At 61.5% G+C, this 18,521-nt stretch carries 18 protein-coding genes; 11 read left to right on the top strand and 7 right to left on the bottom strand.

Going from position 1 to position 18,521, the window contains the following annotated elements; genetic code table 11:
• Nucleotides 1-11 precede the first annotated feature (11 nt).
• The 5 genes from C9383_RS16195 (at nucleotide 12) to fdhA (ending at nucleotide 6,455) form a co-directional block, all read left to right on the top strand.
• The gene (locus C9383_RS16195) at nucleotides 12-314 is read left to right on the top strand and encodes a sarcosine oxidase subunit delta (protein WP_027605979.1); all 303 of its coding nucleotides are present in this window, start codon (nucleotides 12-14) and stop codon (nucleotides 312-314) included.
• Nucleotides 311-3,328, top strand: coding sequence for a sarcosine oxidase subunit alpha (locus C9383_RS16190; protein WP_090368351.1), 3,018 nt, complete (start codon nucleotides 311-313; stop codon nucleotides 3,326-3,328). The genes C9383_RS16195 and C9383_RS16190 overlap by 4 nt, the downstream gene beginning before the upstream one ends.
• 131 nt (nucleotides 3,329-3,459) lie before the next feature.
• Complete coding sequence (locus C9383_RS16180) at nucleotides 3,460-4,092, top strand: sarcosine oxidase subunit gamma (protein ID WP_090368355.1); 633 nt, start codon at nucleotides 3,460-3,462, stop codon at nucleotides 4,090-4,092.
• Between the two features lie 123 nt (nucleotides 4,093-4,215).
• Nucleotides 4,216-5,073, top strand: a complete 858-nt coding sequence (gene purU, locus C9383_RS16175; RefSeq protein ID WP_005792124.1) for a formyltetrahydrofolate deformylase — start codon at nucleotides 4,216-4,218, stop codon at nucleotides 5,071-5,073.
• A gap of 182 nt (nucleotides 5,074-5,255) precedes the next feature.
• Nucleotides 5,256-6,455 carry a formaldehyde dehydrogenase, glutathione-independent gene (fdhA, locus tag C9383_RS16170; protein ID WP_060753358.1) on the top strand — a complete coding sequence of 400 codons (1,200 nt, stop codon included), beginning with the start codon at nucleotides 5,256-5,258 and terminating at the stop codon, nucleotides 6,453-6,455.
• Nucleotides 6,456-6,502: 47 nt separating this feature from the next.
• Here fdhA and C9383_RS16165 read toward each other — a convergent pair whose 3' ends face one another.
• Both C9383_RS16165 and C9383_RS16160 read right to left on the bottom strand, forming a co-directional pair.
• A complete protein-coding gene (locus tag C9383_RS16165; protein ID WP_235863212.1) occupies nucleotides 6,503-6,853 on the bottom strand; it encodes a hypothetical protein in 351 nt (116 codons plus the stop codon).
• Nucleotides 6,854-7,024: 171 nt separating this feature from the next.
• Nucleotides 7,025-7,483 carry an anti-sigma factor domain-containing protein gene (locus tag C9383_RS16160; RefSeq protein WP_060753357.1) on the bottom strand — a complete coding sequence of 153 codons (459 nt, stop codon included), beginning with the start codon at nucleotides 7,481-7,483 and terminating at the stop codon, nucleotides 7,025-7,027.
• 211 nt (nucleotides 7,484-7,694) lie between these two features.
• Here C9383_RS16160 and C9383_RS16155 point away from each other — a divergent pair, with 211 nt between their 5' ends.
• On the top strand, nucleotides 7,695-8,258 hold the full coding sequence (locus tag C9383_RS16155; protein ID WP_060753356.1) for a DUF2780 domain-containing protein: 564 nt from the start codon (nucleotides 7,695-7,697) through the stop codon (nucleotides 8,256-8,258).
• 145 nt (nucleotides 8,259-8,403) lie between these two features.
• Nucleotides 8,404-8,763 (top strand): hypothetical protein, encoded by a 360-nt coding sequence (locus C9383_RS16150; RefSeq protein ID WP_090368357.1) that lies wholly within the window; start codon nucleotides 8,404-8,406, stop codon nucleotides 8,761-8,763.
• Here C9383_RS16150 and C9383_RS16145 read toward each other — a convergent pair.
• Nucleotides 8,760-9,653 (bottom strand): 1-acylglycerol-3-phosphate O-acyltransferase, YihG family, encoded by an 894-nt coding sequence (locus C9383_RS16145; RefSeq protein ID WP_090368359.1) that lies wholly within the window; start codon nucleotides 9,651-9,653, stop codon nucleotides 8,760-8,762. The two genes, C9383_RS16150 and C9383_RS16145, sit on opposite strands and share 4 nt — an antisense overlap.
• A 171-nt stretch (nucleotides 9,654-9,824) precedes the next feature.
• On the opposite strand from C9383_RS16145, the gene rloA2 reads away from it, so the two are divergent.
• From rloA2 to creD, 4 genes are read left to right on the top strand one after another with little or no spacing between them, the layout of a single operon-like run.
• Nucleotides 9,825-10,325, top strand: a complete 501-nt coding sequence (gene rloA2, locus C9383_RS16140) for a retropepsin-like aspartic peptidase RloA2 (RefSeq protein WP_060753353.1) — start codon at nucleotides 9,825-9,827, stop codon at nucleotides 10,323-10,325.
• An 8-nt stretch (nucleotides 10,326-10,333) separates the two neighbouring features.
• Nucleotides 10,334-11,002, top strand: coding sequence for a two-component system response regulator CreB (gene creB / locus C9383_RS16135; RefSeq protein WP_090368361.1), 669 nt, complete (start codon nucleotides 10,334-10,336; stop codon nucleotides 11,000-11,002).
• The gene (creC, locus tag C9383_RS16130; RefSeq protein WP_090368363.1) at nucleotides 11,002-12,441 is read left to right on the top strand and encodes a two-component system sensor histidine kinase CreC; all 1,440 of its coding nucleotides are present in this window, start codon (nucleotides 11,002-11,004) and stop codon (nucleotides 12,439-12,441) included. The genes creB and creC overlap by 1 nt, the downstream gene beginning before the upstream one ends.
• Nucleotides 12,442-12,493: 52 nt before the next feature.
• Nucleotides 12,494-13,855, top strand: coding sequence for a cell envelope integrity protein CreD (creD, locus tag C9383_RS16125; RefSeq protein ID WP_090368365.1), 1,362 nt, complete (start codon nucleotides 12,494-12,496; stop codon nucleotides 13,853-13,855).
• 206 nt (nucleotides 13,856-14,061) lie between these two features.
• Here the strand turns inward: creD and C9383_RS16120 are convergent, their stop codons facing one another.
• From C9383_RS16120 to C9383_RS16110, 4 genes are all read right to left on the bottom strand, one after another.
• Entirely contained in the window at nucleotides 14,062-14,694 is a 633-nt protein-coding gene (locus C9383_RS16120) for a glutathione S-transferase family protein (RefSeq protein WP_090368367.1), read from the bottom strand.
• 36 nt (nucleotides 14,695-14,730) lie between these two features.
• Nucleotides 14,731-14,907, bottom strand: coding sequence for a hypothetical protein (locus C9383_RS28020; protein WP_090368369.1), 177 nt, complete (start codon nucleotides 14,905-14,907; stop codon nucleotides 14,731-14,733).
• Complete coding sequence (locus C9383_RS16115; protein ID WP_090368371.1) at nucleotides 14,904-16,007, bottom strand: PepSY-associated TM helix domain-containing protein; 1,104 nt, start codon at nucleotides 16,005-16,007, stop codon at nucleotides 14,904-14,906. Before C9383_RS16115 ends, C9383_RS28020 begins: the two co-directional genes overlap by 4 nt.
• 62 nt (nucleotides 16,008-16,069) lie before the next feature.
• Complete coding sequence (locus C9383_RS16110) at nucleotides 16,070-18,499, bottom strand: TonB-dependent siderophore receptor (protein ID WP_090368373.1); 2,430 nt, start codon at nucleotides 18,497-18,499, stop codon at nucleotides 16,070-16,072.
• Nucleotides 18,500-18,521: the final 22 nt, after the last annotated feature.

The raw sequence follows: 18,521 nt of genomic DNA, 5'->3' as shown, positions 1-18,521 counted from the left end.
AGAAACTCCCTATGTTGCATATCTTCTGTCCTCACTGTGGCGAACTGCGCTCCGAAGAGGAATTCCATGCTTCCGGCCAAGCGCATATCCCGCGCCCGCTGGACCCGAATGCCTGCACCGATGAAGAGTGGGGCGACTACATGTTCTTCCGCGACAACCCGCGCGGCCTGCACCATGAGCTGTGGATTCACGCCGCCGGTTGCCGTCAGTATTTCAACGCCACCCGCGATACCGTGACTTACGAAATTCTTGAAACCTACAAGATCGGTGAGAAGCCACAATTCACCGCCAAGGCCTCTGGAGAGAAGGTATGAGCCAGACCAATCGCCTGTCCAACGGTGGCCGCATCGACCGTAATAAAGTCCTGACGTTTACCTTCAATGGCCAGAGCTACAAGGGCTTCGAAGGTGACACCCTGGCCGCTGCACTGCTGGCCAATGGCGTCGACATCATCGGCCGCAGTTTCAAATATTCGCGTCCACGCGGCATCTTCGCCGCCGGCGCCGAAGAGCCGAACGCGGTGCTGCAGATCGGTGCTACCGAAGCCACCCAGATTCCCAACGTGCGCGCCACGCAACAGGCGCTGTACCAGGGCCTCGTCGCCACCAGCACCAACGGTTGGCCGAGCGTGAACAACGACATGATGGGCATCCTCGGCAAGGTCGGCGGCAAGCTGATGCCGCCGGGCTTCTACTACAAAACCTTCATGTACCCGCAATCGTTCTGGATGACTTACGAGAAGTACATCCGCAAGGCTGCCGGCCTGGGGCGCTCGCCGACCGAGAACGACCCGGACACCTACGACAACATGAACCGTCACTGCGACGTGCTGGTGGTGGGCGCAGGCCCTGCCGGCCTGGCCGCTGCACTGGCCGCTGCGCGCAGCGGGGCGCGGGTGATCATTGCCGATGAGCAGGAAGAGTTCGGCGGTTCGCTGCTCGACTCCCGCGAAAGCCTCGACGGCAAGCCGGCCATGGAATGGGTCGCCAGCGTGATCGCCGAATTGAAAGCCCTGCCGGACGTGGTGCTGCTGCCTCGCGCTACCGTCAACGGCTACCACGACCATAACTTCCTGACCATTCACGAACGCCTCACCGACCACCTCGGTGACCGTGCGCCGGTGGGGGTAGTGCGTCAGCGTATCCATCGCGTACGGGCCAAGCGTGTCGTCCTCGCGACCGGTGCCTGCGAGCGTCCGCTGGTGTACGGCAACAACGACGTGCCGGGCAACATGCTCGCCGGGGCGGTCTCCACCTATGTGCGCCGCTACGGCGTGGCACCGGGCAAAAAACTGGTGCTGTCGACCAACAACGACCACGCCTACCGCGTGGCGCTGGACTGGTTCGACGCAGGCCTGCAAGTGGTGGCCGTGGCCGATGCACGCCACAACCCACGCGGCGCCCTGGTTGAAGAGGCCCGCGCCAAAGGTATCCGCATTCTCACCGGCAGCGCCGTGATTGAAGCGCGTGGCAGTAAGCATGTGACCGGCGCACGTGTGGCGGCCATCGACGTCAAGGCGCATAAAGTCACCAGCCCCGGCGAGTGGCTGGACTGCGACCTGGTCGCCAGCTCCGGTGGCTACAGCCCTGTGGTTCACTTGGCCTCGCACTTGGGCGGCAAGCCGACCTGGCGTGAAGACATCCTCGGTTTTGTACCGGGCGAAGCCCCGCAGAAACGTGTGTGTGTCGGCGGCATCAACGGCGTCTACAGCCTTGGCGATTCCCTGGCCGATGGTTTTGAAGGGGGCGTGCGCGCCGCCAGCGAAGCCGGGTTTGCACCCGTGGAAGGCACTCTGCCCAAGGCTTTGAGCCGTCTGGAAGAGCCGACCCTGGCGCTGTTCCAGGTGCCTCACGAAAAAGCCACCGCACGGGCGCCCAAGCAATTTGTCGACCTGCAGAACGACGTGACCGCCGCCGCCATCGAACTGGCGACCCGCGAAGGTTTCGAGTCGGTCGAGCACGTCAAACGCTACACCGCGCTGGGCTTCGGCACCGACCAGGGCAAGCTGGGTAACGTCAACGGCCTGGCGATTGCGGCGCGCTCCCTGAACGTGACCATCCCGCAGATGGGCACCACCATGTTCCGTCCCAACTACACGCCGGTGACATTCGGCGCGGTGGCGGGCCGTCACTGTGGGCACATCTTCGAACCGGTTCGCTACACCGCGCTGCACGCCTGGCACGTCAAGAACGGCGCCGAGTTTGAAGACGTCGGCCAATGGAAACGCCCGTGGTACTTCCCACGCAATGGCGAAGACCTGCACGCTGCGGTGAAACGCGAATGCCTGGCCGTGCGCGACAGCGTCGGCCTGCTGGATGCCTCCACCCTCGGCAAGATCGACATTCAAGGCCCGGATGCCCGCGAGTTCCTCAACCGCATCTACAGCAACGCCTGGACCAAGCTCGACGTGGGCAAGGCGCGCTACGGCCTGATGTGCAAGGAAGACGGTATGGTCTTCGACGACGGCGTTACCGCCTGTCTGGCCGACAACCACTTCCTGATGACCACCACCACCGGCGGCGCCGCGCGCGTTCTCCAGTGGCTGGAAATCTACCAACAGACCGAATGGCCGGACCTCAAGGTGTACTTCACCTCGGTCACCGACCACTGGGCGACCATGACCCTGTCCGGCCCCAACAGCCGCAAGCTGCTGGCCGAAGTCACCGACATCGACCTGGACAAGGACGGCTTCCCGTTCATGACCTGGAAAGAAGGTCTGGTGGGTGGGGTGCCGGCGCGGGTGTTCCGCATCTCGTTTACCGGCGAGCTTTCGTACGAAGTCAACGTACAGGCCGACTACGCGATGGGCGTGCTGGAAAAAATCGTCGAGGCCGGCAAAAAGTACAACCTGACCCCGTACGGCACCGAGACCATGCACGTCCTGCGGGCCGAGAAGGGCTTCATCATCGTCGGCCAGGACACCGATGGCTCGATGACCCCTGACGACCTGAACATGGGCTGGTGTGTCGGGCGTACCAAGCCGTTCTCGTGGATCGGCTGGCGCGGCATGAACCGTGAAGACTGCGTGCGTGAAGAACGCAAGCAACTGGTGGGCTTGAGGCCGGTCGATCCAAAAGTGTGGCTGCCGGAAGGCGCGCAGTTGGTGTTCGATCCGAAGCAGTCGATCCCGATGAAGATGGTCGGTCACGTGACCTCCAGCTATGCCCATAACTCCCTCGGTTATTCGTTCGCGATGGCGGTGGTCAAGGGCGGCCTGAAGCGTATCGGCGAGCGGGTGTTCTCACCGCAGGCCGATGGCAGCGTGATCGAAGCGGAGATTGTGTCTTCGGTGTTCTTTGACCCGAAAGGCGATCGCCAGAACATTTGACACCTGATCGTTCCCACGCGCTGCGTGGGGATGCATCCCGGGACGCGCGGCGTCCCAAGAGCGGACGCCGAGCGTCCATCGCGGCATTCCCACGCAGAGCGTGGGAACGATCAATTCAGAACAGGTGCTATATGACAGCAGCCAATGTTTACCAACAACGCCCTACTAACGGCGCCAAGGCCGAGTCGTCGCTGCACCATGCCGACCTCGCCAGCCTGGTCGGCAAGGGCCGTAAAAACGCAGGCGTTACCGTCCGCGAGAAAAAACTCCTGGGCCACCTGACCCTTCGTGGCGATGGGCATGACGCCGCCTTCGCCGCCGGCGTGCACAAGGCGCTTGGCATCGAGTTGCCCGGTGCCCTGCAAGTCATCGTCAAGGGCGAAACCAGCCTGCAATGGCTCGGCCCGGATGAGTGGTTGCTGGTGGTGCCCAGCGGTGAAGAGTTCGCCGCCGAGCAGAACCTGCGCGCCGCCCTGGGTGACCTGCATATCCAAGTCGTCAACGTCAGTGGCGGCCAGCAGATCCTCGAGCTCAGCGGCCCGAATGTGCGTGATGTGTTGATGAAGTCCACCAGCTATGACGTGCACCCCAACAACTTCCCGGTGGGCAAGGCCGTGGGCACGGTGTTCGCCAAGTCGCAACTGGTGATCCGCCACACCGCTGAAGACACCTGGGAACTGGTGATTCGTCGCAGCTTCTCGGATTACTGGTGGTTGTGGTTGCAGGATGCCTCGGCCGAATTCGGCCTCAGCGTAGTTGCATGATGATCGTTCCCACGCTCTGCGTGGGAATGCACCCCGGGACGCTCCGCGTCCCAACAGCGGACGCCGAGCGTCCATGACGGCATTCCCACGCAGAGCCTGGGAACGATCAAGGAGTTACCTGTTATGAGCCGCGCACCCGATACATGGATTTTGACCGCCGACTGCCCCAGCGTGCTCGGCACGGTGGACGCGGTCACCCGCTACCTGTTCGAACAGGGCTGCTATGTTACCGAGCACCACTCGTTCGATGACCGGCTCTCGGGCCGGTTCTTCATCCGCGTGGAATTCCGCCAGCCCGACGGTTTTGACGAACAGGCTTTCCGCGATGGCCTGGCCACACGCGGTGAAGCCTTCGGCATGATCTTCGAGCTGACGGCGCCGAACTATCGGCCCAAAGTGGTGATCATGGTGTCCAAGGCCGATCACTGCCTCAACGACCTGTTGTATCGCCAGCGCATCGGCCAGCTGTCGATGGACGTGGTGGCGGTGGTGTCCAACCATCCCGATTTGAAACCCCTGGCCGACTGGCACCAGATTCCCTACTACCATTTCCCCCTCGACCCCAACGACAAGCCGTCCCAGGAGCGTCAGGTGTGGCAAGTGGTGGAAGACACCGGCGCTGAACTGGTGATCCTTGCGCGCTACATGCAAGTGCTGTCGCCGGAGCTGTGCCGCAAGCTGGACGGCAAGGCCATCAACATCCACCACTCGTTGCTACCCGGGTTCAAGGGCGCCAAGCCGTATCACCAGGCGTACAACAAAGGGGTGAAGTTGGTGGGGGCTACGGCGCATTACATCAACAACGATCTGGATGAAGGGCCGATCATCGCCCAGGGCGTGGAGGTGGTGGATCACAGCCATTATCCCGAGGACTTGATTGCCAAAGGGCGGGATATCGAAGGGCTGACCCTGGCCCGTGCGGTGGGGTATCACATTGAGCGGCGGGTGTTTTTGAACGCCAATAGAACGGTGGTGCTCTGACTGACGCTATCGGGAGCAAGCCCCCTCCCACCCTGGAATTGTGAATACCTTCAAATGTGGGAGGGGGCTTGCCCCCGATGAGGCCCTCACTAACAACGCAAAAACAGCATCTGTACCCGAGCACTTAACGCGCTGCCTGCCTGGGCAACGTGGTTCCATAAAAACAACAGCGAGGTGAAAGCATGTCTGGTAATCGTGGTGTCGTGTATCTCGGCAACGGCAAGGTCGAAGTACAGAAAATCGACTATCCCAAAATGCAGGACCCCCGTGGCAGGAAGATTGAGCACGGCGTCATCCTGCGCGTGGTTTCCACCAATATCTGCGGCTCCGACCAACACATGGTGCGTGGCCGTACCACTGCCCAGACCGGCCTGGTGCTCGGTCACGAGATCACCGGCGAAGTGATCGAGAAGGGCAACGACGTCGAAAACCTGAAAATCGGCGACCTGGTTTCCGTCCCCTTCAACGTTGCCTGCGGCCGTTGCCGTTCCTGCAAAGAGCAGCACACCGGCGTGTGCCTGACCGTCAACCCGGCGCGTGCCGGCGGCGCCTACGGTTATGTCGACATGGGCGACTGGACCGGCGGCCAGGCCGAATACGTGCTGGTGCCGTATGCCGATTTCAACCTGCTGAAACTGCCGGACCGTGACAAGGCCATGGAGAAAATCCGCGACCTGACTTGCCTCTCCGACATTCTGCCGACCGGCTACCACGGTGCCGTCACGGCGGGCGTTGGGCCGGGCAGCACCGTATACATCGCGGGTGCCGGCCCAGTCGGTCTGGCCGCTGCCGCCTCCGCTCGCCTGCTGGGCGCGGCGGTGGTGATCATCGGCGACGTCAACCCGATCCGCCTGGCTCACGCCAAGGCCCAGGGGTTCGAAATTGCCGACCTGTCCAAAGACACGCCTCTGCACGAGCAAATCGCCGCACTGTTGGGCGAGCCCGAAGTGGACTGCGCCGTCGATGCCGTAGGTTTCGAAGCCCGCGGTCACGGCCACGAAGGCGTGAAAGCCGAAGCCCCGGCTACCGTGCTCAACTCGTTGATGGGTGTCGTGCGGGTGGCGGGCAAGATCGGGATTCCGGGGCTGTACGTCACCGAAGACCCAGGTGCGGTGGATGCCGCTGCGAAAATGGGCAGCCTGAGCATTCGCTTCGGCCTGGGCTGGGCCAAATCCCACAGCTTCCACACTGGGCAAACGCCGGTGATGAAGTACAACCGCCAACTGATGCAGGCGATCATGTGGGACCGTATCAACATTGCCGAAATCGTCGGCGTGCAGGTGATCAGCCTGGATGACGCGCCGCGTGGGTATGGCGAGTTCGATGCGGGCGTGCCGAAGAAATTTGTGATTGACCCGCACAAACTGTTCAGTGCGGCATAAAGCGCAGTGAAAAAATGGCGACCCTCACAGGTCGCCATTTTTTTTGATCATTTAAGTGTCGACAGCCTCAGGTAGGGGTCGGCCACTTCCCCGTTTTTGACCACGCGATTGCCACCGTAATCACACAGCAGCGTGCCGTTGCGTTGATGGATGGCTTCGGGTCGCAGCGCGTATTCAGCGGCCAGGTAATCATCGTCGGTTCCCGCCGTTTGCCCTGTCCATGTCCTGCCGTTGGCAGCGGCCGTGTATTGATAACCCTCGCCGTAAGGCGGTGGCAGGCCAGGATCCGTGTAGGCCGTTGAGTGGATAGTTTTTGTGGCAGGGCATTGGTCGATGCCGGGAGGCGGGGGTGGCAGCAGCTGGGTGCGCGCCGCATAAAGCAGAAGGCCGATTACCATAGTTCTAACTCCTTGTTAACGGGTAAACCTCGCGGGTCGTCGGTACGCGGGAGGCCAACCTGAGTGGGAGTCTCTGGGCTTTCGTTCCTTTGCAAGCTGCTACTGGAGGTTACCTGGAACGCATAAGGGCGGTCCGAAGACCGCCCTTATGCGTTTGCTTGAACTATGGCGTTATCGAGCCGCCAGCGCCCCCTGGTACACCGTCGGCCCCGTCGGCTGCTTGCTGAGCGAGCCACCTTTGGTTTCTGCGCTCACCATCAATTCCACCGGCTTGCTGATGGATTCCTGTTGGCGAGGGTTGAGTCCGATAATGCCTTTGCCGTCTTCCGGCAACAGGCCCAGTGAAACAGGTGTGCCGCCCTCGGGGATCGCCCACAGCTCCAGGCTGTGGTCCGGCGCAGGGGCGGTCGCAGCGATCGGCTGCACTTCCAGGTAATCCTTGTGCGCCATGATCTGCGCGGCCGGTTGTTGTTCGGTGGTGACCAGGGTTGCAGCGGATTTGACGCTGTCCTGGGTATAAAGGGCGCCGCCGATACCGGCAACCACCACTGCGCAGGCGCCGATGAACAGGCGAGGGCCGCTCCAGAATGAGGGTTTGTGCTCAATGACTTGGGGTTGGTTCGCAGTCATAAGTCTGTTCCTGACAAAATTTGTAGTCAGTTCATGGACCTTGCCAAGGGCGATGGGTTCCTGAACCCAGCAATATGGGCGGCGCACCTCGTCGGAATTCTCCACAACTGCGGATGCAATATTTTCTGAACTAATCTGAGGGTGGGAACATTCCTTTAGGAGTGTCAGTCAAACGCCTGCTTTTTAGCTCTTACATTCTGAGGTTGTCTTGATGAAGATTTCACGCGGTTTTGCCCTGTCCTGCCTGTTGACCGTGGCCGCCAGCCCGGTGTTTGCCGCAGGCTTCAGCTTGGGTGATGTGGCCAATGCCGTTTCCGGCGCCCAGGGCAACAACAAGGCGGCTGCCGCAGCGCCAAGTTCCCAGACCGCCGGCCTGCTGCAGGCGCTGACCTCGCAACTGAATGTCACTCCGGAACAAGCGATTGGTGGCACCGGCGCCATGCTGGGCCTGGCCAAGAACCAATTGAGCGGCACTGACTATTCGCAACTGGGCAAGAGCGTTCCCGGCCTGGATAAGCTGGCCGGCACCAACTCCCTGGGCAGCCTGGGCGCGTTGAGCGGCATGCTCGGCCAGAGCGGCGGCAGCAAGACCAGCGGCCTGGACGGTCTGCTGGGTAACGTGAAAGACACCAACGACCTGAACACCGCGTTCAGCGCCTTGGGCATGGACAGTGGGATGGTCGGCCAGTTTGCACCGGTGATCCTCAAATACCTGGGCGACCAAGGCGTGGGCGGTTCCTTGCTGCAAAGCCTGGGCAGTGTCTGGGGCGGCTGACGCGATCAGATCCGAGGTGTTTTGAGAATGTGGTGCAACATTTTTCTTTGAACCGTATGGGATGTTTTACCAACCAGGGAGACCGTTCAGCGGCACAGCGTTGCCCGGAGCGGATTCTTCAATTCATTCAGGTAGAACATCTCATATGAACATTGCCCATGCATCGAGCCTCAATAACGCCTTGCAACTGATCGCCAGGGACACCGCACTTGCATCCGCGCGGTATCAGGGAACACAGGCTCAGGCGGATGCTGTCGCCAAGCAAGACACCATGGTTCGCAAGCACCACCAGCCCCTGGGGCAGCGCTTGAGCGACACCCCTTCAGCGGATGAGCTGGCACAGGCCGTGCGGGGCGGCGGGTTACAGGTGGATATTTACAAGCCTATGTCGGACGAAGAGGTGATTGCCTCGTTGAACCCGGAGTCCATTCATCCCAGTAAGCTGACTGAAAAGCCTGCATCCCTTGGCCAGACGATGCTGGAGATCAGGTCGCTTCTGCGCTAAGGCGCTGCCTGATCTGACAACAGTTGCTGTATGCGCTGGTCCTTCTCCCTCCAGAGCTGGTTCACCCAGTTCTGGACGGTCTGGCGAAAAGCCGGATCGTTCTCGTAATCGCCCTGCCATAACGCCGGGTCCAGTTCGCGCGTGCGGATATCGATGATCACCTTCGGTACCGAGCCGCTGATCAAGTCCCAGAAGCCCGGAATCTTCTGCTGCGGATAGACCACGGTCACGTCGAGGATCGCGTCCAGTTGTTCGCCCATGGCGGCCAAGACAAACGCCACGCCGCCCGCCTTGGGCTTGAGCAACCGGGTGAAGGGTGAGTCCTGCTGCTTGCGTTTGGCCTCGCTGAAGCGCGTACCTTCCAGATAGTTGACCACCGTCACCGGTTGGCGCTTGAACAGTTCGCAAGCCTGCCGGGTAATTTTCAAGTCCTGCCCCGCCAGTTCCGGATGCTTGGCCAGGAACGCCTTGGTGTAGCGTTTCATGAACGGGTAGTCCAGCGCCCACCACGCCAGGCCCAGGAAGGGCACCCAGATCAGTTCTTTTTTAAGGAAGAATTTGAAGAACGGCGTGCGCCGGTTCAATGTCTGGATCAACGCCGGAATATCGACCCAGGATTGGTGATTGCTGATGACCAGGTAGGAAGTGTCACCGCGCAGGTCGGCGCCGCCGCGAATATCCCATTGGGTCGGGATGCACAGCGAAAAGATCAGTTTGTCGATCTCGGCCCAGGTTTCGGCAATCCACATCACCGCCCATGAGGCGTAGTCGCGAAAGCGACCGGGGGCCACCAGTTTGAGCAGGGCAAACACCATCAATGGCCCGAACAGCACCAGGGTGTTGAGCAGTAGCAGCAATGTGACAAAACAGCCGGTGAGCAGGCGGCGCATAAGCAACTCTTGGGAGGGTTTGGCGGGCCATGATAAGCAAGCTGAGTCTAGAGGCCAAATCGCAAATTGCCGGACGAATGTTTCACAATGTGCCGGGTATGGTTGAGCGAGCTAACTAAGCAGCGCTTTTGCGGTCTAGAATCCGCCTACTTCTTTCGAGGAAATCACTCCGTGAAATTGCTCCTTGCCTCGCTTGCCCTGGTCGCCTTGCCTGTCATGGCCGCCGAACCGACCCTCTACGGTCGCTACGAATACATCCAGTTGCCGGAGATCGGCCAAACCTTCAAGGCCAAGATGGACACCGGTGCACTGACCGCGTCGCTGTCGGCGCGCAACATCGAGACCTTCCAGCGCGACGGCGACGACTGGGTGCGTTTCCGCCTCGGTGGCAAGGATGCGAGCGACAAGGTCTATGAACACAAGGTGTCGCGCATCAGCAAGATCAAGAGCCGCGCCGATGAGGACGAGGACAAGGACGAAGCCACCGTGGCCAAGCGCCCGGTTATCGACCTGGAAATGTGCCTGGGCAACGTCAAGCGCACGGTCGAGGTCAACCTGACCGACCGCAGCAGCTTCAACTACCCGCTGTTGATCGGCGCCAAGGCGCTGCGTGAATTCGGCGCAGCGGTAAACCCGGCGCGCCGTTACACTGCCGACAAACCCGACTGCTGATCGAGCCCATGCCCCACATCCTGATTGTCGAAGACGAAGCGGCGATTGCCGATACGCTGATATTCGCCTTGCAAGGCGAGGGGTTCGGCACTACCTGGCTGAGCCTCGGCCAGGAGGCATTGGTTCATCAACGCCAGACCCCGGCGGACTTGATCATCCTCGACATCGGGCTGCCGGACATCAGCGGCTTTGAAACCTGCAAGCAACTGCGCCGCTTCACGGAAGTGCCGGTGATGTTTCTCAGTGCCCGGGATGCTGAAATCGACCGGGTAGTGGGGCTGGAGATCGGCGCCGACGATTATGTGGTCAAGCCGTTCAGCCCTCGGGAAGTAGCCGCGCGGGTCAAGGCGATTCTCAAACGGGTCGGCCCCAGCGTGGCGCCAACGTCATTCCTGATCGACCTGGAGCGTATGCAGATTCAGTATCGCGGCCAGCCGTTGAGCCTGACGCGCCACGAATTTCGCCTCTTGCAAAGCCTGCTGGAGCAACCCGAACGCGTCTTCAGCCGCGAGCAGTTGCTCGATGCGGTGGGCGTCCCCGCCGATGCCGGCTACGAGCGCAATATCGACAGCCATATCAAAAGCCTGCGCAGCAAGTTGCGTAATATTGCGGCGGATGCCGAACCGATCCAGACCCATCGCGGCCTGGGCTACAGCTATAGCCCGAGCCATAGCTGATGCGCCTGGGGCTGCGGATCTTCCTGGTGTACGCGTTGTTCATCGGCCTGACCGGCTACTTTGTGCTCAACACGGTGATGAAGGAAATCCGCCCCGGCGTGCGCCAGTCCACCGAAGAAACCCTGGTGGACACCGCCAACCTGCTGGCCGAGATCCTGCGCGATGACGTGAAGAACGGCACGCTCGGCGACAGCCATTGGCCGCAACTGCTCAAGGCTTATGGCAATCGCCAGCCGGGCGCGACCATCTGGGGGCTGCCGAAGAATCAGGTCAACCACCGTATCTACGTGACCGACGCCAAGGGCATCGTGCTGCTCGACTCCAGCGGCGAAGCGGTGGGCCAGGATTATTCGCAATGGAACGACGTGTACCTGACCCTGCGCGGTGAGTATGGCGCCCGTTCCACCCGCAGCGATGCGGGCGATCCGACCTCTTCGGTGATGCACGTCGGCGCGCCGATCCGCGACAACGGCCAGATCATCGGCGTGGTCACGGTGGCCAAACCTAACAGCTCGTTGCAGCCCTATGTCGACCGCACCGAACGCCGCCTGCTGTGGTACGGCGCCGGGTTGGTGGTCCTCGGCCTACTACTGGGCGCATTGCTGTCGTGGTGGGTGAGCGCGGCGTTAAGACGACTGACCGCTTACGCAGAGGCGGTCAGCGAAGGGCGGCGTGCCGAACTGCCGCATTACCGCGGTGGCGAGCTCAAGCAGTTGTCCACGGCGGTGGAACACATGCGCACGCAGTTGGAAGGCAAGGCCTATGTCGAACATTACGTACACACCCTGACCCATGAATTGAAAAGCCCCTTGGCGGCGATTCGTGGTGCGGCGGAGTTGCTGCAGGGCGATATGACCCGCGAGCAGCAGCAGCGCTTCGTTGGCAATATCGACAGTGAAAGTGCGCGCCTGCAGCAACTGATCGAACGCCTGCTGAACCTGGCGCAAGTCGAGCAACGCCAGGGCCTGGAAGAGCAGGCAAGCATCGCGCTGGCGGCGATGGTCGACGAAGTGCTCAAGGCGCAATGCGCGCGCATCGAGGGCGCAGGCTTGCACGTCGAGCAAGGGATTGCCACGGATGTGAAGGTGTTCGGTGAGCCCTTCCTGTTGCGCCAGGCCCTGGGCAATCTGCTGGATAACGCCTTGGACTTCACGCCACCCGGTGGCGCTCTACGGTTCAGCGCTCAAACGCGACACAACGACGTGCAGGTGAGCCTGTTCAACCAGGCGGCGCCGATTCCCGACTATGCGCTGCCACGTTTGAGCGAGCGCTTCTACTCGTTGCCACGCCCGGGCAGCGGGCGCAAAAGCACCGGCCTGGGTCTGAACTTTGTTGAAGAAGTGATGAAGCTGCATGGCGGTGCGTTGCAGATCGGCAATGTGCCGGGCGGTGTGCAAGTGGTGCTGCATCTCCACACAGTCTCCACACTGCCCACATAAATCTCCCACACGCGCCGCGCAGTCTCTGCCTATCAAACACAGGGAGAGACCCATGAACCGCAGTCTGCTTTTCAAACTGGGCGCGATTGCGCTGCTGATCGTGTTGTTGCTGATTCCGCTGCTGATGATCAACGGCATCATCAGCGACCGCCAGCAGCTGCGCGACGGCGTCTTGATGGACATTGCCCGTAGCTCCAGCTACAGCCAGCGCCTCACGGGCCCGGTGATGGTGGTGCCCTATCGCAAGACCGTGCGCGAGTGGAAGCTCAATGAAAAGCTCAACAAGCGCTACGAGGAAGTCCGTGAAGAGCGCGGTCGTCTGTATTTCCTGCCGGACCGTTTTGAACTCGACGGCAAGGTACAGACCGAACTGCGCGCACGGGGCATCTATCAGGCGCGGCTGTTCCATGCCGACAGTCGTATCAATGGGCGTTTCGAACTGCCTGCACAACTGGGCATCACCGAGGACTTTGCCGATTACCGCTTTGAAGCGGCGTTTCTGGCGGTCGGTATCAGCGATATTCGCGGCATCGAAAACGCGCTGAAGCTTGAGCTGGGTGGCCAGCGCCTGGACTTCGAACCTGGCTCCCAAGTGGACTGGTTGGGGGAGGGCGTGCACGTGACACTGCCTGAGCTGGACAGCAAAAAAACCAGCGTGGTGGATATCGCTTTTGACCTGCGCCTGCAAGGCACCGAGCAACTGCAAGTGGTTCCGGTGGGCAAGACCAGCCAAGTATCCCTGGCTTCCAACTGGCCGCATCCGAGCTTTATCGGCAATTTCCTGCCGGCCCAACGCGAGGTCACCGACACGGGGTTCACCGCCAACTGGCAGACCTCGTTCTTCTCCACCAACCTGGAACAAGCCCTGCAAACCTGCCTGGACGAGCGGGGGTGTAACGACTTCAACAATCGCAGCTTTGGCGTGAACTTCATCGACCCGGTGGACCAGTACCTCAAGAGCGATCGCGCGATCAAATATGCGCTGCTGTTTATTGCGCTGACGTTTGCCGGGTTCTTCCTGTTCGAAGTGCTCAAGAGCCTGGCGGTGCACCCGGTTCAATACGCCTTGGTGGGCTTTGCGCTGGCGTTCTTTTACCTGCTGCTGTTGTCATTGTCCGAGCACATAGGCTTCGCCATGGCCTATCTGTGCTCTGCTGGCGCCTGCGTGTTGCTGATCGGCTTCTACGTGTGTCATGTGCTGCGCAGCGTCAGTCACGGCCTGGGTTTTTCGGCGGGGCTCGCAGCCTTGTACGGCTTGTTGTACGGGCTGTTGAGCGCCGAGGATTACGCGTTGCTGATGGGCTCGCTGCTGCTGTTCGGGTTGTTGGGGACGGTGATGGTGCTGACACGCAAACTGGATTGGTATGGCGTGGGCAAGCGCAAGGCGGTGGAGCCTTTGGAGTCGCTGCAATGATGGGCCTGCGCGAGGATCAGCAAATCAGGGCCAAATTGGTTGCCAGGATCAACCTGTTGTTCCCTGTTTGTAGTGAGCGGGCTTGCCCCGCGCTGGGGGGCGCAGCCGCCCCAATTCGGCCAACGCGGTCTTCCAGATAGATCTCAGGCGCCTGGTTTTGGGGCGGCTGCGCCACCCAGCGCGGGGCAAGCCCGCTCACTACAAGGTCAGCCGGCGGGGGGCTGGGTTTGTTGCAGCGAAGGGCGCTGGCTGACCTCGGCGTACCATTGGGCAAGTTTCGGGTTGTCCAGGCGCCATTGCAGGTCTGGGTGGCGGAAGTCCAGATAACCCAAGGCGCAGGCCACGCTGATGGCGGCGATGTCGAAGTGGCCGGCGAGTTCGCCAAGCGCATTCGCCTCCCATTCGGCGAGGGTGCGGCGGATTTTTTTGCGTTGCTCATCGAGCCATTGGTCCCAATGCTTCTCGACCGGCCGCAGGGCGGTTTCGTAGCGCACCAGCACGGCGGCGTCCATGACGGCGTCGGCCATCGAGGCCAGGGTCAGGCGACGCCAGCGAGCGGCGCCCTCGCGAGGGATCAGCGGGGTGCCACTGTGCTGGTGGTCGAAGTAGTCGAGGATCACTCGGCTGTCGTGCAGCACCGAGCCGTCGGCCAGGCGCAGGGCCGGGATCTTGCCCACGGGGTTATCTTGCACCAGTTGCGCATCGGGGTTGACCGGTGTCGGCAGGCAGCCTTGCAGGGTGACGCGGTCTTGTTGACCGGTCTCGCTCAGTAACACGCGGACTTTGCGTACAAACGGTGAGGCAGGGTTGTGGAACAAGGTCAGGCTGGGCGCGGACATTGGGCATTCCTCGAAAAAGGGCAGCGCTAATCTAGCTCAGCGTTTGATCAAAGCCCAAGCACCGATTGCAGCAGGAACCCCCAGCCCTGCCCAGCTCAACGAATCCCACCACCCGTCCCCCAGCAATGCGGCAAACAACCCGGCGGCACTGAGCAGGCCAATCCCCAGCGGCATGGCAAACACCTTCCAGAAATTCGATTGACGCGGCTTCATGGCCGAGCCGCCTTGCGCCGCACGATCCACAGGTAAACCCCACTGCCCAGCACGATGATGGTCAGCACATCCAACACGGCCCAGAGGACTTTCATCGGCATGCCGCCGTAGTCGCCGAAGTGCAACGGTTGGGACATGCCCATGGCGTCCATGTACCACGGCCGTTCGGCGATGGCGGTGACGGCCAGGGTGCTGGCATCGATCAGTACCGGCGTGAGCAGGTGCGAGGTCAGGTGGGTGCTGCCTTTCATGAACACCGCGTAATGGTGCTCGCTGGAAAAACGCGTGCCGGGGAAGGCGATGAAGTCCGGCGTCATGCCGGGCGCGGCCTTGGCGGCAATGTTCAGCAGTTCAGTGGCGGGCGCGCGTTGGGCCAGCGGCGGGGCGTTTTGGTAGGGCTCGATCATGGCGCTGAGGCTGTCCTGGCGCCAGGCGGCGATGATCAGGTCGGCGCAGGCGCTGATCACCCCGGTCACGCCCACCACCAGCGCCCAGGTCAGGGTGACTACGCCGATCAGGTTGTGCAGGTCCAGCCAGCGCAGGCGCGTGGATTTATCGTTGCGCACGGTGGCGAATTTCAAGCGGCGCATGAACGGCAGGTACAACACCGTGCCCGAGATAATCGCCAACACAAACAGCACGCCCATGAACGCCAACATCAGCTTGCCCGGCAGGCCGGCGAACATGTCTACGTGCAGGCGCAGCAGGAACAGGGTGAACCCCCCATTGGCCGCCGGGGTTTCCACGGCTTCGCCGGTGCGGGCGTCGAGCATGAAGGTGTGGGACGCATTGGGCTCGGTGCCGGCCGTGGCGGCCATGATCGCAATCACGCCATTTTTGTCGTCTTCGTCCCAGGCCAGGTATTGCATGGCGTCGCCGGGGCGATGGGCTTGCGCTGCGCTGACCAGTTGCTCCAGGTTGAGCTGCGGCGTGTCGGCAGGCATTTGCGCCAATTGCGGCTCGTTGCCCAGCAGATGATCGATCTCATGGTGAAACACCAGCGGCAATCCGGTGAGGGCGAGCATCAGCAGGAATACCGTGCAGATCAGGCTGGTCCAGGTGTGGATGAAGGACCAGCGGCGGATGGTTGTGCTTTTCATGTTCTAGCCTTCAGACACGCCAAAGCCGCCCCGAAGGACGGCCTGGTGGTTAACTCAGCCGATCACCACTGGTAGGTGGCACTGGCGACGACGCTGCGTTGGTCGCCGAAGTAGCAGTAGGAAGCGTCACAGGTGGAGATGTAGTCCTTGTTGAACAGGTTGGTGGCGTTCAACTTCAGCGATGCGCCTTTGAGGCTGTTGTCCAGGCGGCCCAGGTCGTAATGCACGGCGCCGTCGAACACGGTGTAGGCGTTGGCCTTGCCCAGCCAGGTGTTGGCCTGGTCGCCGTAGGTGTTGCCGGTATAGCGGGCACCGAAGCCGATACCGAAACCGTCGAGTACGCCGGTGTGCCAGGTGTAGTCGGTCCATAGGGAGGCTTGCTGGTTTGGCATCAGTTGCAGGCGGTTGCCTTTGAAGTTGCCCTTCTGTACTTCGGATTTGGCCAGGGTGTACGCGGCAATCACTTTGAGGTTCTCGGTGACGTCAGACACGGCTTCCAGCTCCAGGCCTTTGACTTTCACCTCGCCGGTCTGGTCCGTGACCGACTGGCCACCGGCCCCGGTGCTGGCAACCAGCACGTTTTTCTGGGTCAGGTCGTAGACCGCGGCGCTCAATAAGGTGTTGGAGCCCGGCGGCTGATACTTGATCCCCAGCTCCCATTGCTTGCCCTCTGTGGGTTTGTACGACTGCAGTGGGTCGACGCTGGCGTTGCTCGCCGGCTGGAAGGACTCGGCGTATGACAGGTAAGGCACAAAGCCTGAGTCGAACACATAGCTCAGCGCCGCGTTACCGCTGAAGTTCTTGCTGCGGTCGGTGTTGGTCGCATCGTTCTTGTTGAAGTAGGTGGTGCCTTGGTGCACCCAGTCTTCACGCCCGCCGAGGGTCAGGCGCCAGTTGTCCAACGCCATCTGGTCTTGCATGTAGAGGCCGGTCTGGATGGTTTTCTGGTTGTAGTCGTAGTACGCCGTGGAGCGCGCCGGGCGTTCCACGGGGCGGGTATTGACCGGGTTGAAGATGTTGACGGTCCCGGCGGAACCAAAAATCGACAGATAAGACGTATCGGTACGCTGATGGTCCAGGCCGAGCAGCAAGGTGTGGGTGACGTCGCCTGTGGCGAAGTCGGCCTGGAAGTTGTTGTCGAGCGCGAATTGGCCGATGTTCTCGTCAACGTTGGTTGAGGTACGGCCGATATTGCCGGCGGCATCAACCGGGAAATAGCTGTAGGCGCCCACGGTCAACTGCTGGAACGCCAATTCCGACTTGGTGTAACGCAGGTTCTGCTTGAACTGCCAGGTATCGTTGAAACGATGCTCGAACGCATAGCCCAGTGCGTAATAAGTGCGGTCGTAGAATTCGTAGTCCGGGTCGCCCAGGTTCTTGTGATGTGACACGTCCCCCAGCGGCGATTTGATCTTGGTGCCTACGATCGGCAGGAACTGGCTGGTGGCGCCGGTATCGTCGCGTGTGAACTGCGACAGGAAAGTCAGCTTGGTGTCGGTGTCGATGTTCCAGGTCAGGCTCGGCGCAATGTTGTAGCGCTGGTTGTCGATGTGGTCGACCTGGGTGCCGGCATCGCGCACCACGCCGCTGAGGCCATAGAGGAACCGGCCTTCATCATCGAGCTTGCCGGTGCTGGCGAAGTTGAGTTGGCGGTAGTTGTCGCTGCCGTATTGCACTTGGATGGCGTTGCTCGACTCCGCACTCGGGCGACGGCTGACCATGTCCAGCAGGCCGCCAGGAGGGGTCTGGCCATACACCGAGGACGCCGGGCCACGCAGCAGCGCGAGGCGGTCGAGGTTCCAGGTTTCGGCCTTGGGGTTGGCGTAGACGCCACGCGGCAATGGCAGGCCGTCGAGGAATTGGGTGGGTTCGAAACCGCGTACACGCATCCAGTCATAACGGGTGTCGCTGCCGTAGCTGGCGGACACGATGCCGGGCATGTACTTGACGGCGTCATCCAGGTTCTGGACGTTACGATCCTGCATCTGCTCGCGGGTGGCCACGGAGATCGAGCGCGGGGCTTCGACCAGTGCGGTGTCGGTCTTGGTGCCGGCGGCGGTACGTGTGGCCAGGTAACCGGTCACGGGGCCCCAAGCGCTTTCAGTGTTGCCTTGGGCGATGATGCTGGTCTGCGGCAACGCCACGACGCCTTCGGCAATGGCCACCAGGGTAAAGGTGCCTGCGCTGCTCTGCTCCAGCTGCAAGCCGGTGCCACGCAACGCCTCCCGCAACGCGCCTTGGGCATCGAACTGGCCTTTGACCGGCGCCGAGGTCTTGCCCGACGCCAGCGTCGGATCGAGGGTCAATGCCAGCCCCGCCTGGCTGGCGATCTGGTTCAGGGTCGTGGCCAACGGCGCGGCCGGCAGGTTGTAGGCGCGAACGCTGGACGCTTGCTCGGCAGCGATCAGCGGGGTGCTGGCCAGCGGGGCGCTGAGCGCGATGGCGATGGCTAACAGGCTGGGGCGCAACAAGGTGTCTAGCGTGCGGGACATAGGTGGCTCCTGAATGGAAATA

It is taken from the genome of Pseudomonas palleroniana (assembly GCF_003031675.1).
Taxonomy (GTDB): Bacteria; Pseudomonadota; Gammaproteobacteria; order Pseudomonadales; family Pseudomonadaceae; genus Aquipseudomonas; species Aquipseudomonas palleroniana.
This window is presented reverse-complemented; position numbering and strand designations above follow the sequence as displayed.